At 72.9% G+C, this 13330-nt stretch carries 13 protein-coding genes and 1 pseudogene; 4 read left to right on the top strand and 10 right to left on the bottom strand.

The genetic code is table 11. From position 1 onward, the window contains the following. Window positions 1–6: 6 nt before the first annotated feature. The 4 genes from SRB5_RS04320 to SRB5_RS04335 all read right to left on the bottom strand — a co-directional run bounded on the left by SRB5_RS04320 (window position 7) and on the right by SRB5_RS04335 (window position 3568). A complete protein-coding gene (locus tag SRB5_RS04320) occupies window positions 7–351 on the bottom strand; it encodes a phosphopantetheine-binding protein (protein ID WP_194292823.1) in 345 nt (114 codons plus the stop codon). Window positions 352–802: 451 nt separating this feature from the next. Continuing rightward, window positions 803–1357: a dihydrofolate reductase family protein gene (locus tag SRB5_RS04325; RefSeq protein WP_153450087.1), complete on the bottom strand. Its 555-nt coding sequence runs from the start codon at window positions 1355–1357 to the stop codon at window positions 803–805. 69 nt (window positions 1358–1426) lie between these two features. Beyond that, window positions 1427–2128 carry a helix-turn-helix domain-containing protein gene (locus SRB5_RS04330; protein WP_153450088.1) on the bottom strand — a complete coding sequence of 234 codons (702 nt, stop codon included), beginning with the start codon at window positions 2126–2128 and terminating at the stop codon, window positions 1427–1429. A gap of 60 nt (window positions 2129–2188) precedes the next feature. Beyond that, window positions 2189–3568, bottom strand: coding sequence for an MFS transporter (locus SRB5_RS04335; RefSeq protein ID WP_153450089.1), 1380 nt, complete (start codon window positions 3566–3568; stop codon window positions 2189–2191). 102 nt (window positions 3569–3670) lie between these two features. On the opposite strand from SRB5_RS04335, the gene SRB5_RS04340 reads away from it, so the two are divergent. Then, the gene (locus SRB5_RS04340) at window positions 3671–4288 is read left to right on the top strand and encodes a TetR/AcrR family transcriptional regulator (protein ID WP_153450090.1); all 618 of its coding nucleotides are present in this window, start codon (window positions 3671–3673) and stop codon (window positions 4286–4288) included. On the opposite strand, the gene SRB5_RS37380 is transcribed toward SRB5_RS04340, so the two are convergent. The 3 genes from SRB5_RS37380 to SRB5_RS04355 form a co-directional block, all read right to left on the bottom strand. After that, window positions 4261–4431, bottom strand: coding sequence for a hypothetical protein (locus SRB5_RS37380; RefSeq protein WP_323377018.1), 171 nt, complete (start codon window positions 4429–4431; stop codon window positions 4261–4263). The two genes, SRB5_RS04340 and SRB5_RS37380, sit on opposite strands and share 28 nt — an antisense overlap. A 63-nt stretch (window positions 4432–4494) precedes the next feature. Further along, complete coding sequence (locus tag SRB5_RS04350; RefSeq protein WP_153450091.1) at window positions 4495–6375, bottom strand: ABC transporter ATP-binding protein; 1881 nt, start codon at window positions 6373–6375, stop codon at window positions 4495–4497. Window positions 6376–6469: 94 nt separating this feature from the next. After that, entirely contained in the window at window positions 6470–7834 is a 1365-nt protein-coding gene (locus SRB5_RS04355) for a M1 family metallopeptidase (RefSeq protein WP_153450092.1), read from the bottom strand. Window positions 7835–7961: 127 nt separating this feature from the next. On the opposite strand from SRB5_RS04355, the gene SRB5_RS04360 reads away from it, so the two are divergent. Continuing rightward, on the top strand, window positions 7962–9209 hold the full coding sequence (locus SRB5_RS04360) for a molybdopterin-dependent oxidoreductase (protein WP_153450093.1): 1248 nt from the start codon (window positions 7962–7964) through the stop codon (window positions 9207–9209). A gap of 92 nt (window positions 9210–9301) precedes the next feature. Here the strand turns inward: SRB5_RS04360 and SRB5_RS04365 are convergent, their stop codons facing one another. Together SRB5_RS04365 and SRB5_RS04370 are read right to left on the bottom strand one after the other, a co-directional pair. Continuing rightward, window positions 9302–9961: an MOSC domain-containing protein gene (locus tag SRB5_RS04365; RefSeq protein ID WP_153450094.1), complete on the bottom strand. Its 660-nt coding sequence runs from the start codon at window positions 9959–9961 to the stop codon at window positions 9302–9304. Window positions 9962–9998: 37 nt separating this feature from the next. Beyond that, complete coding sequence (locus SRB5_RS04370) at window positions 9999–11633, bottom strand: FAD-binding oxidoreductase (protein ID WP_323377020.1); 1635 nt, start codon at window positions 11631–11633, stop codon at window positions 9999–10001. A 200-nt stretch (window positions 11634–11833) separates the two neighbouring features. Between SRB5_RS04370 and SRB5_RS04375 the strand changes: the two genes are divergently transcribed. Beyond that, window positions 11834–12049 (top strand): hypothetical protein, encoded by a 216-nt coding sequence (locus SRB5_RS04375; protein ID WP_153450095.1) that lies wholly within the window; start codon window positions 11834–11836, stop codon window positions 12047–12049. 63 nt (window positions 12050–12112) lie between these two features. On the opposite strand, the gene SRB5_RS04380 is transcribed toward SRB5_RS04375, so the two are convergent. Then, window positions 12113–12358 (bottom strand): hypothetical protein, encoded by a 246-nt coding sequence (locus SRB5_RS04380; protein ID WP_323377021.1) that lies wholly within the window; start codon window positions 12356–12358, stop codon window positions 12113–12115. 210 nt (window positions 12359–12568) lie between these two features. Between SRB5_RS04380 and SRB5_RS04385 the strand changes: the two are divergent. Continuing rightward, window positions 12569–13276: pseudogene (locus tag SRB5_RS04385) on the top strand (sensor histidine kinase); the annotation flags it as partial. Window positions 13277–13330 lie beyond the last annotated feature (54 nt).

The raw sequence follows: 13330 nt of genomic DNA on the forward strand, positions 1-13330 counted from the left end.
CGACGCCTACGCCTGCTGCCCGGACGGCGCTTCGGCGTCACCGAGGAGGGCGCTCACCTCGTCCTCGCTCATCCCGTCCAACTCGGCCTGCAGCACCTCGAGTTCCTCGGCGCTGAGCCCGCCGAGCAGCGACTCGTCGAGCGCGGCGGCGGCCCCGCGTACGCTGAACCCCTCGGCGAAGAGCCGGTCCAGGGGGAGCTCCACGCCCCAGGCGTCCTCCACACCCGCCAGCAGCTGGACGAGGGCGAGCGAGGTCCCGCCCGCCGCGAAGAACTCCGTGTCGACGCTCTCGGGGGCGGCCCCGAGAGCCTGGGTCCACAGCGCCGTCAGACTTTCCTCGGTCGGCGTCACCGGATTTCCCCGCCTCGGTCCGGCCGGACACAGCTGAAGCGGACGTACATGGTGATACTCCTCGCGCACTGATATTGCATGAACACGGCGAAAATGGGCGGAGCCCGGTGTGGGGGGAGTTGAGCACGAGGAAATGAGCACGCCGGAATAAGCCCTTGTGGGGCTGGGATTTGGCGATGCGGATATTCACGCAATGAGCGTGGGAGCGCTCCCATCTTGCGGTGCGCGACCCACTGGTTCATCCCCGGACCTGGGCATATCAGAGCAGTGCCGCTGACCGGTGTCAATAGAGAACCGGCAAGTATCGAACGCCAACCCGCCGGTTATTAACCCCTGATACGTCAGGCCTGACGATTTATCCCTGGTTGCACGGCTGCTGGGGCCGGGGCACGGAGGTGAGCGTGATACAAGGAGCGCCGCGACGGACGTCCGAGGGTGTGCGGGGGGCCGATCAGGCCATCGGGCGATAGGTCGCGATGATCACCCCGCTGCTCGTCGGCTCGGCGCTCACCAGCTCCAGCTTCTTCAGCGAGGCGTCGTCGGCGAACAGCTTGCGGCGGCCCTCGCCGGCGACCACCGGGTGGATCAGCAGCACCAGTTCGTCCAGCAGATCCTGCTCCAGCAGCGAGCGCACCAGCGTCGGGCTGCCGGCGACGGTGATGTTCTTGCCCTCGCCCGCCTTGAGTTCACCGATCGCTTCGGCCAGGTCGCCCCAGACCAGGGTGGAGTTCGACCAGTCGTCGACGCTGTCCAGCGTCGAGGAGACGACGTACTTGGGCGATTCGTTGATCCACTTCGCGAAGCCGGCGTCCTCGCCGCTGGTCACCGTCGGCCAGTAGCCGGCCCATTCGGTGAACGTCACCCGGCCGAGCAGGATGGTGTCGGCGGTCTCCAGGGTGTTCGCCAGCGCCGCGCCCATCTCCTCGTCGAACGCGAACTGCCACTGGTCGGGCGACTGGGCGACCCCGTCGAGCGAGACGAACAGACCCGATACGACCTTGCGCATGATTCCTCCACGATTGATGCGGGACCGATTCCGCCCGCTGTGCCACGCACGGTAGGCGCGCGGCGCGGGTCAGGTCTTGTACAGAAGCGACAGCGGCTGGGCCGGGTCCCGGGCGCCCAGCTCGGTGGCCGTACGCCCGATGTACCGCTTCAGCGACCGCGCCAGATGCGGCTGGTCGAAGTACCCGAGCCGGTGCACGAGCTCGGTGGCGGGCGCGCCCTCCCGCAGCAGCACCGCCGCCCGCCGGGCGCGCTCGATCTGCCGGACGGCGCCCTGCGTGAGCCCCGTGGCCGCGGCGAAGCGCCGCTGCAGGGTGCGCTCGCCCACGTCCGGGCGGGCGCCGTCGAGGACGGCGGGGACGAGGGGGTCCCGGTCGATGACGCCCTCGCGTGTCATCCGCCGTACGAACGCCTCGGCGTTGTCGTAGTCCGGGACGTGCCAGGCGGAGCCCTTCAGCCACAGGGAGCGCCGGGTGACGTCGGGGAGCGCCGCGTTGCCGCCCACCAGCCGGCCGACGGGCAGATGCGGCATCGTCGTCCCGAGCGCGAACGTGATGCCGAAGAAGTCGGCGTACGCGGGGACGGGGGCCCGGGACGCGGCCGGCTCCGGGCCCTGCAGGGAGGCGTGCGTGCGGCCGCGGTGCTCCCAGACCACCAGCTCCCAGTGGGACGTCGCCACCGACGTCATCGTGCCGACGTCGTCGCTGCGGCTGCGCCACACCCGCTCGATGTACGGCAGCTCCGACGGCCGGCTCTCCATCGTCAGGCCCATCCCGGCCCCCGTTCCGTAGACCGGTCGTCAGTCTGGCACCCGGGTACGACAACGGCGGTTCTACGCGGCCGGTACGGCCTCCTGTGCGGGCTTCCCCGGGATCAGTGCCAGGGCGACGACGCCGGCGACCGCGGCCACGGCGGTGGCGACGAGGAACGCGTCGTCGAACCCGGCGGCCCGGGCCCCGGCCCCGGCGGCGATGCTCGTGGCGGCGGCGCTGGAGACGGCCGCCGCACCGGCCGAGGCGCCGAACTCGTGGAAGGTGCTGACGATCCCGGACGTCACCCCCGCCTCCTGCGGCGCGACGGCGGCCAGCGCGGTGGCCGAGGCGACCACGAACAGCGCGCCCAGCCCCGCCGAGGCCACGCTCACCCCGACGACCATCGCCGCCGTACCGGTCCACAGCACCACCACCAGGAACCCGGCGGCCGACACCGCCAGCGCGACCGCGGCCAGCACCCGCGCCCCCAACTGCCCGATCACGCGCCCCGAGGCCGTCGCGGACGCCATCGTCACCAGCGCCACCGGCAGGAACAGCGCACCGGTCGCCAGGGCCCCGTGCCCCCGTACGTTCTGGAGGTAGAAGGAGCCGAGGAAGAACACCGCGACCATCAGCGCCGTGGCGACCCCGATCACGAAGACGCCCGCGACCACCGGCCGCCGCCCGAGCAGCCGCAGATCCATCAGCGGCGCCGACGCCCGGCGCTGCCAGGCGGCGAACCCCGCGTACCCGGCTGCCGCGGCGGCGAGGAGGCCGAGCGTGACACCGTCCAGCCACCCCTCGTCGCCCGACCGGATCAGCGCGTAGATGAGGGCGCCGGTCGAGGCGGCGACCAGGGCGGCGCCCGGTATGTCGAGGGAACCCGAACCGGCCGGCGGCAGCGCGGGCACCACCCGGACCAGCGCCACGAGGACGACGGCGCCGACGGGCACGTTGACGAAGAACACCCACTCCCACCCCGGCCCCGCGGTGATCAGCCCGCCCAGCAGCACCCCGAGCGCGGCCCCGCCGCCCCCGAGCGCCGACCAGATGCCCAGCGCCCGGTTGCGCTCCTCGCCGTCGAACAGCCGCACCACCACGGACAGCGCGGCCGGCGACAGCATCGCGGCCCCCGCCCCCTGCGCGATCCGGGCGCCGAGCAGCACCGCCGCCCCGCCCGCGAGCCCGGCGGCCAGCGACGCGCCGGTGAACACGGTGAGCCCCACGAGCACGACCCGCTTGGGCCCGAACAGGTCGGCCGCCCGGCCGCCGAGCAGCATCAGGCTCCCGAACGTGAGCGCGTACCCGCTGACCACCCAGGTCAACGCCGCACGGCTCAGGTCCAGTTCGGCGCCCATATGGGGCAGGGCGATCGCGACGACGGTGACGTCGAGGATCAGCATCAGCTGGGCCAGCCCCAGCAGGGCCAGGGCCTGCCAGCGCCGTGTCGTGTCGATCATGGCATTCACCCTCCAAGTAACTCGAACACTCATGTTCAAGTTACAGAGCCGAGAGGGCTAACGCAAACACCACTGTTCGGGTTAGCGGCTATGATGGGACGTATGAGCAGCAAGAGCACCGCCAAGCGCGCCGACGCCCTGCGCAGCATCGACTCGATCGTGCAGGCCGCGGCCGACTGCCTCGGGCGCAATCCGGAGGCGAGCCTGAGCGAGATCGCCCGCGCCGCGGGCGTGGGACGCGTGACGCTGTACGCGCACTTCGCCTCCCGCGCGGAGGTCGTCGACGCGGCGATGACCCGCGCCCTCGACCGGGGCGACGAGGCCCTGGAGTCGGTCGACCTGACCGGCGACCCCCGCCTCGCCCTGGCCCGCTACGTCGAGGCCGGCTGGCACCTGGTCGACCAGGCACAGGCGCTGCTCGCCGCCGCGCAGCGCGAACTCACCGAGGCACGCATCCGCGAACTGCACGCCGGTCCCGCGGCCCGGGTCGAGACCCTCGTCACCCGGGGCCGCGCCGAGGGCGTCTTCCGTACGGACCTGCCGATCTCCTGGCTGGTCAACGTCCTGCACACGATCATGCACAGCGCCACCGAGGAAATCCGCGCCGGCCGCCTCACCTCGGACCACGCCGCCGCCCAGATCACGGCCACGGTCCTGGCGGCCTTCACCCCACCGGGCACCCCGGTGCCCGATCAGGGCTTGCGCGCGACCACACCGTAACCGGGGATCGGCGCGGCCTCCCCGAAGGCGTCGGGCCCGGGCCGCCACCGGGAGACGGAGACCATCCCCGGCTCCAGCACCTCCGGCCCGCCGAAGAACCCGGCACTGCCCGAGGACACGGCGTCCACGACCGCGCGCACCACGCGGACGGCCTCCGGTTCGCAGTGGCGTACAGCGGAACGCCGGCCTCCGGACCGATTGCCGCCTCAGGCCGGCGCCGGTTCGTCCTCCACCCCGAACTGCGTCCGGTGGAGCTCCGCGTAACGGCCGCCCGCCGCCAGCAGGTCGGGGTGCGTGCCGCGTTCGACGATGCGGCCCGCCTCGACCACCAGGATCTGGTCCGCCTGCCGGATGGTCGACAGCCGGTGCGCGATGACCACCGCCGTCCGGCCGGCCAGCGCCTCCGTGAGCGCCTCCTGCACGGCCGCCTCCGACGTCGAGTCCAGATGGGCGGTGGCCTCGTCGAGGATGACGACGCGGGGCTGGGCGAGGAGCAGACGGGCGATGGTCAGCCGCTGGCGTTCACCGCCGGAGAGCCGGTAGCCGCGTTCGCCGACCACGGTGTCCAGGCCGTCCGGCAGGGCGGCGACCAGGCCGTCCAGCCGGGCCCGGCGCAGCGCGTCCCACAGGTCGTCGTCCGCCGCGTCCGGCGCCGCGAGCCGCAGGTTGGCGCGCACGGTGTCGTGGAAGAGGTGCCCGTCCTGCGTCACCAGGCCCACCGTGGCGCGCAGCGACGCCGCCGTCAGATCACGGACGTCCACCCCCGCCACCCGTACCGCCCCGGCGTCCGTGTCGTACAGCCGCGGCAGCAGCTGCGCGACGGTCGACTTGCCGGCGCCGGACGAGCCGACCAGGGCGACGAGCTGCCCGGGCTCGGCGCGGAAGGAGATGTCGTGCAGTACGGTATCGCCGCCGCGCGAGTCCAGCACGGCGACCTCCTCCAGCGACGCCAGGGACACCTTGTCGGCGGCCGGGTAGGCGAACGTCACGCCGTCGAACTCCACCGACGCCGGCCCCTCGGGCACGTCCCGCGCGTCGGGCTTGTCCTGGATCAGCGGCTGCAGGTCCAGCACCTCGAAGACCCGCTCGAAACTGACCAGCGCGCTCATCACCTCCACCCGCGCGCCCGCCAGGGACGTCAGCGGCGCGTACAGCCGGGTGATCAGCAGCGACAGGGAGACCACGGCGCCGGTGTCCAGGCTGCCGGTGAGGGCGAAGTGGCCGCCGAGCCCGTACACCAGGGCCAGGGCGAGCGCCGAGACGAGGGTGAGGGCGGTGACGAACACCGTCTGCGTCATGGCCGTACGCACCCCGATGTCGCGCACCCGGCGCGCCCGCTCGGCGAACTCGTCGGCCTCGTGCTCGGGCCGCCCGTACAGCTTGACGAGCGTGGCGCCGGGAGCGGAGAACCGCTCCGTCATCCGCGTGCCCATGGCCGCGTTGTGGTCGGCGGCCTCGCGCTGCAGCCGCGCCAGCCGCGTCCCCATCCGCCGCGCCGGGATCACGAACACCGGCAGCAGCACCAGGGCGAGCAGCGTGATCTGCCACGACAGCCGCAGCATCACCGCGAGGGTGAGCAGCAGCGTGACCAGATTGCCGACCACGCCCGACAGGGTGTTGGAGAACGCCCGCTGCGCGCCGAGCACGTCGTTGTTGAGCCGGCTGACCAGCGCGCCCGTGCGGGTCCGGGTGAAGAAGGCGACCGGCATCCGCTGTACGTGCCGGTAGACGGCGGTCCGCAGATCGAGGATCAGCCCCTCGCCGATCCGGGCGGACATCCACCGGGTGAGCAGGCCCAGTCCCGCCTCGGCGACGGCGATCCCGGCTATCAGTACGGCTAGTCCGACGACCACCCCGTCGTCGGACCCCTCGGTGATCGCGTCCACGACACTCCCGGCCAGCAGCGGCGTCGCCACCGCCAGCGCCGCGACCACGACGCTGAGCAGCACGAACCACACCAGCAGCCGCCGGTGCGGCCGGGCGAACGCGAGGATACGGCCGAGCGCCGCCCGGTTGAAGGGGCGGCGCTCGCGCTGCGCGTTGATGGTGCTGTGCAGCGAATACATTGCGGTGGTGCGCATGTCCATGTGCTGGCTCCGGTCCGGGGCTCGACGGCCCGACGCGGTGCGAGGGCCGCCGACCAGCGTAGAACCTGAACCATGGTTGAGCTCAAGCGGGGCTTCAGCGGATCCGGTGATCCGCCCAGAACCGGGTGAGGTCGTGCCCCGCGGCCCGTTCCGCGGCCGCCTTGAAGCCGGCGGTCGTGGAGATCCCGTACCAGTGGTCGCGGGCGTAGTCGCGCATCAGGGCCGCCATGGCGGGGGAGCCCAGCTCGCGCTCCAGGTCCTGCAGCGCGCAGGGGCCGGCCGTGTAGAGGGGAAAGGTCCAGCCGCTGTGATCCGCCGGCTCGGCCAGCCAGCCCATGGACCGGGTGATCTCCAGGCCCTGGCGATCCGGCCACCAGAGGTCGGCCCAGCAGCCGGCGCCGTCGTCGCCGGCGAACAGCAGGGACGCGTACGAGGCGAAGGACTCGTCCAGCCAGGGCGCGCCGAACTCGTCGTTGCCGACGATGCCGTACCACCACTGGTGCGCCACCTCGTGGACGGTCGCCGCGCCGTCGTCCGTGGTCCACAGCAGCACCAGCCCCGGGTACTCCATCGACCCGAAGCCGAAGGCCGGACTCATCACCAGGTCCAGCTCACCGTACGGATAGCGGCCGAAGCGCCGCCCGAAGTCGTCGACGGAGGCGGCGGCGTCCGCCCGGACCTGCGCCACGTTCGCCGGCGCGGTGTCCGCGGTCCAGAACGCGCGCACCAGCACCCCGTCCGGGCTGACCTCGGAGGCGGTACGGAACGGACCGGCCGCCCACGCGAAGTCCCGCACCTTATCCGCGCGGCTGACGGTGACCGCCCGCCCCGGGGCCGCCGCCCCGGTCACCGTCCGGCCGGTGGCGGGGACGACCAGGCCGGCGGGGTGGTCCAGGCGCACCCGGAAGTCGGCGGCCAGGGTGTAGTAGCTCTCCCCGAAGCCCACGTCGGGGTCCAGATGCCAGCCGGCGGCGTCCCGCACCGCGAGGACGGGCAGCGCGTTGCCCAGCAGCCGGTACGGCCCCTGCCGCCCGAAGCGGTGATCGCGGTCCGGGACGGTCAGCGTCAGCCGGAACGCCACCGACGTCCCGTCCCCGGGCGCGAGGGGCCGCGCCAGCCGCACGCGCAGCGCCGTACAGCCGACGCTCAAACCGGCGTCCGTGCCGCCCCGCAGCCCCGAGACGGTCACCGGCGGCGCGGCGCAGCCGTCGACGGCGTTGCCCCACAGCCGTAGGTACACCTCACGCAGCGGCTCCCGCCCGGTGTTGGTGAACGTGATCCGCTCCCGCCCGCTCCACCGCGTCCCCGTGGCGTCGGCGCGCAGCCCCACGTCGTACGAGATCCGCCCCGGCGCCCCCGCCCCGTCCGCCCCGCCGGTCGCGGCCGCGGGGCCCGAGGGCAGCCCGAGCAGCACCAGGACCACGCCCACCACCAGCAGCCTTACCCGAGTCCATGTCATACGCGCGAGGCTAGGCCGGACATTCCGGCGCACAACCGCACTTCGACCACGCCGCAATCGACGGGCGCGCGCCGAAGTCAACACACGTGCGATGGCGGGGCCGGGGCGGGCGGGGAAGGATGGACGTATGAGCAACCCGAACCCCGACGAGCACTCCTACGACCGGCACCGGCTGCGCCAGTGGCTCGCCGGCGACGCGTACGCCGCCGGGGTGTCACGGCGTGTCATGCTGCGGCTGCTGGCGGCCGCCGGGGCGACGGCCGGCCTCTCCGCCGGGAGCGCGGAGGCGGCCGGCGTGCCGGGCATCGTCAAGCCGCTGCCGGAGGAGTTCTTCACCGTCCGCGGCACCAACGCCGAGACCAACTGGCCCGCGCTGCGCGGCACCGGCTACCACACCCCCGTCGACCGCTTCTTCGTCCGCAACCACACCACCACGCCGGTGCTCGACGCGGACAGCTGGAGCCTGCGCCTGTGGGGGAGCGGACTGCGCGGCGGCGACACGGTCCTGGGCCTGGACGACCTCAAGTCCCTCCCCGCGGTGACCCGTTCCGCGTACGTGGAGTGCGCCGGAAACGCCCGCGACCTCTACGCGAGCCAGCAGGGCGAGCCGGTGTCCGGCACCCCTTGGACCCTGGGCGCCATCGGGCAGGCGAGCTGGCGCGGTGTGCCGCTGAGTGCGGTGCTGCGGCGCGCCGGGCTCACCCGCGAGGCGGTGGACGTGATGCCGCGGGGCCTGGACGCCGAGTACGTCAGCGGCGGGGTGAGCGTCGGCCGGGTCCGCCGCCCCATGCCGGTCGCCAAGGCGCTGGACGACGTGCTCCTCGCGTACGAGATGAACGGCGCCCCCCTGCCGCCCGACCACGGCCACCCCGTCCGCGTCCTGGTCCCGTCGTGGGTGGGCATCGCGAGCATCAAGTGGGCCGGCGACATCGAGGTGTCCGCGCACCCGCTCTACAGCCCCTGGAACACGGACGTCTACCGCCTCTTCGGCCCCTCGTACCCGCCCGGGGGCAGCGCCCCGCTCACGCACCAGTCCCTGAAATCAGCCTTCGAACTCCCCTGGAACGCGACCCTCCCCGCGAACGAGCCGCACCACCTGACGGGCCGCTCCTGGTCCGGCACAGGCGGCATCCGCTCGGTGGAGATCAGCACCGACAACGGCACCACCTGGCACCACGCCCACCTCCACGACACCCCCCACCCCGCCCGCTGGACCCGCTGGTCGCACACCTGGACCCCGACCACCCCCGGCCCCACGACGCTCCGCGCCCGGGCCACGGACACCACCGGCGAAACCCAGCCGGACCGGAGCGTCCACAACACGCAGGGCTATCTCTTCGACGCGGTCGTGGCACATCCGGTGACGGTGGTGTGACGGCGGGATCAGCAGTAGCCGTCCACCCGGGACCCGGAGCCGGGAAGGCGGTGATCAGCGGATCTCTGCCGGGGAGGACGGTTGCATGTGGCTCACCGATCGTTCGTGGTCGCGCGCCGGCGGGCCAGTTCCCTCGCGTCCTGCGGCAGCGCGTCGGCGACCAGCAGCCGTGGCAGCAGGTTCGGTTCGAGCGTCATCGCGCGGAAGGCGAGTGCGACGGTCACGTCGTGGTCGGGTCGGTGCACGATCTCGACGGGGTCGGAGGCCCGGATGTCTCCCGGCTCGATCACGCGCAGATAGGCGCCGGGCGCCGCGGCCCGGGTGAAGCGCTTGATCCAGCCCTCGCGCTCCAGCCATCCCTGGAACGTCACGCACGGGATCCGCGGGCACGACACCTCCAGGACCACGTCCGGGCCGATGCGCCAGCGCTCGCCGATCAGGGCGCCGTTGACGTCGAGGCCGAGGGTCGTCAGGTTCTCCCCGAAGACACCGTTGGCGAGCGGCCTGCCCAGTTCGGCCTCCCACCCGTCGAGATCCTCGCGGGCGTAGGCGTAGACGGCCTGGTCGGGACCGCCGTGATGCTTCACGTCGTAGACCCGGTCACCCGCGAGACCGACCTCACCGGTGCCCTTGGGGCCAGGAGCGATCACGGCGACCGGTCCGGCGACGGGCCGCTTGTCGATTCCTGTCGCGCTGAGGTGCTTCCACGGGTTGGGCTGAGGCCTGCCGACATTGACGGAGAGCAGCTTCATGCGCGCGACGCTACGGCCTGCCGCCCACCGCGGCGACTCATTTCCCGTCCGGCCTCATGGAATGGATCAGCGGATCGATCACGACACCCGGGTTCAGGACGCCGTTCGGGTCGAGGGTCTGCTTGCCCGCCCGCAGGGCCGCCGCGAACAGATCGGGGCGCTGGCGGTCGTACCACGGGCGGTGGTCGCGGCCCACCGCGTGGTGGTGGGTGATGGTGCCGCCGGAGGCGAGCAGTGCCTCGGAGACGGCCGCCTTGACCTCGTCCCACTGCTCGACCGTACGGCCCCAGGTACCGGCGGCGTAGATCCCGAAGTACGGGGCCGGGCCGTCGGGGTAGACGTGGGTGAAACGGCAGGTCACCACCCCGCTCGCGCCGACCTTGCGGAGGGTCTCCTGCGCGGCGTCCTGGACGGCCGCGTAGAGGGCGTCGAACCGGTCCCAGGTGCACGCGGTCTCGAAGGTCTCCACGATCATGCTCTGGGCGGCGAGCGCGTCACGCTGGTACGGCATCCGCAGGAACGACGACCGCCAGGTGTCGGCGGCGCCCGCGCCCGGCGCGGACTCCTCGGCGGTGTCGGTGTAGCGCGCGGGCTCGGCCAGGGTGCCGCCGTGGTCGCGGCACAGCTCCAGGGCGCGTTCCAGCCAGGCCGTGACCGGATGATCGGCCGACTCGAAGCCCAGGATCAGCACCGCCGTAGGGGAGTTCGCGTTGATGAACGCCTCCACGGGATCCAGCAGCCGGCAGTTGGCGGGATGCAGCCCGGACTGCGCCAGCGCCCGCACCGCCCGGACCCCGTCCGCGTGATCCGCGAACCCCACCGACGCCCCCGCCCGCCACCGCGGCCGGTCCTGGAGGCGCACCCACGCCTGGGTGATCACGCCGAGGGTGCCCTCGGAGCCGAGGAACATCCGGTCGGGCGACGGCCCCGCCCCGGAGGCGGGCAGCCGGCGCGACTCCACGACACCGGCGGGGGTGACGACGCGCAGCGACTCGGTGAGGTCGTCGATGTGCGTGAGTACGGTGGCGAAATGCCCCCCGGCGCGGGTGGCCAGCCAGCCGCCGAGGCTGGAGAACTCGAAGGACTGCGGGAAGAACCGCAACGTGTACCCGTACGGCCGCAGCTGATCCGCCAGCGCCGGCCCGAGCACCCCCGCCTGCACCAGCGCCGCCCGGCTCTCCCGGTCGACCTCCAGCACCCGGTCCAGCCCCGTCAGATCCAGACTCACGGCCCCCGCGTACGCGTCCCCGACCCGCGGCTCGACCCCACCCACCACGGAGGTCCCGCCCCCGAAGGGCACCACGGCGATCCCCGTGTCCCCGCACCAGTCCAGCACCTGGACCACCTCGGCCTCGGTGGACGGCCGGGCAACGAGATCAGGCACATGCGGCAACCGCCCGAGCAACGCCCGGGCCACGTCCCGGAACGCCTGCCCGTGACTGTGCGCCAGCCGGTCCCGTACATCCGCGGAGACGACCGACGCGAGCGCCCGCGGCGCCTCGACCCGACTCGCCCCCACCTCGAATGACCCGACCGTCGGCGCCTGATGAACGCTGAGGTCCGCGTCGGGCAACAGCGCCGCGACCCGCCGCGTCAACGCCTCCCGCTCACCTCCGACCACGGCGTCCTCGACGTTCCCCCATCCCCACCACGACCGCGTTGTGCGCTGCACCGCCCGCCACCACCCGTCTGACCGCCCGGTAAGTTACTTGCGGGTCAGATTGGCATGTGGGACGGCTGGGGACAACCACAGCCGCTCCGTTCACGGATCCAGCCCCTTTGCGGCGGATCGAATGGCCCTACACTCACTCGCGGCCGAGGCCGGTCCGCTCCCCGCGGGTCGGCCCAGTGATCGACAACAAGGGGGATGTCATGACGGATTCGGACGAGACGGAGGAGTTCCCGCGCCGGGGGCTGTTCCGGCTGTTCGGGGGTGCTGTGTCGGCGGCGGCTCTCGGGGTCACGCTCGTCGGGTGTTCCGACGACGACGACTGTGACGACGATGACGACGACGAGTGCGAGGACGACGGCAGGTCGTCGCGCCACGGCGGGTCGTCACGCCGGAGCGGACGTTCCCGCCGGCGGTGACCGTGCCGCCGGCGGCGGCAGTGAGCCGCACCGGCCGCCGGGACATCCGGCGGCCGGTGGCGGTCAGTCGGCGGTGCGTTCCGGCATGGGCGTGTAGCCGGTGGGGCCCGGTGTGCGGCCTTCCGGCGGGTACTCGCAGTCGAGAGAGGACACCTCGTAGTCGTTGCCCTCGTTCTGCTCCCGGTCCACGACCACCGCGGCGGTGCAGACGCGGCCGTGTTTGTCGGTGAACGTGACGATCTCGGTGGAGTCCGTGGGCTGACTGCACCCCGTGAGCAGCAGCGCCGTGACCCCGGCGGCCGCTGCCACACCGACCCTCTGTAGCCGCTTCATTCCTCGTCCCCCTCGCGTCCAACGGCCCGGCCGACGGCTTCTTTGCCGTGCAGTGCGGGACACATCCGAGGCCGGGCGTTCGGTTCCCGGTCGAGCCCGGTGTTCAGGGGGCGTTCGGCGGCTTGTCACTTCGGCGAGCAGTTCATATGTCGCCCGTTCGTGCAACGGAGTCAGGCACGGGCCTGGGACGCCCTCACCCGCCGCCACGCCGGCGAGGAACGCCTGCGGCACTTCGCCGCCGACGCCGGCCACGAACTGCGCACCCCCCTCGCCAACATCCGCGGCCACACCGAGCTCGCCCTGCGCCACCGCGGCCCCGTACCCGCCGAGGTCGGTCACGCCCTGGACCGCATCGCCTGCGAGTCCCTGCGCATGACCCGCCTCGTCGACGACCTGCTCCTCCTCGCGCGCCTCGACGCCGGACGCCCCCTCGAACACGAACCGGTCGACCTGACCCTGCTGATCCTGAACGCGACGGACGACGCCCGCGCCGCCGGCCCCGGCCACCACTGGCTCCTCGACCTCCCCGAAGAAGCGATCACCGTCACCGGCGACGCCCACCGCCTCCAGCAGGCGATCGGCAACCTCCTCGCCAACGCCCGCACCCACACCCCGCCGGGCACCGACGTGACCGTCGCCCTCACCGAGGAACAGGGCACCGTCCACGTCGACGTGACCGACAACGGACCCGGCATCCCCGAGGAACTCGGGCCCGAGGTCTTCGGCCGCTTCGTCCGCGCCGACCACGCCCGCTCCCGCAGCACCGGAAGCACGGGCCTCGGCCTCGCCACCGTCCACGCCGTGATCACCGCCCACGACGGGACCGCCACGGTCACCAGCAGCCCCGGCCGCACCACCTTCCGTCTCACACTGCCGGCGCGGGCCGGCGACTGATCGACTTATCGACCGGTCCCGACGGCGGCAACCGCCCGCAGGGGCCGTTAACCT

It is taken from the genome of Streptomyces smaragdinus, from assembly GCF_009604385.1.
Taxonomy (GTDB): Bacteria; Actinomycetota; Actinomycetes; order Streptomycetales; family Streptomycetaceae; genus Streptomyces; species Streptomyces smaragdinus.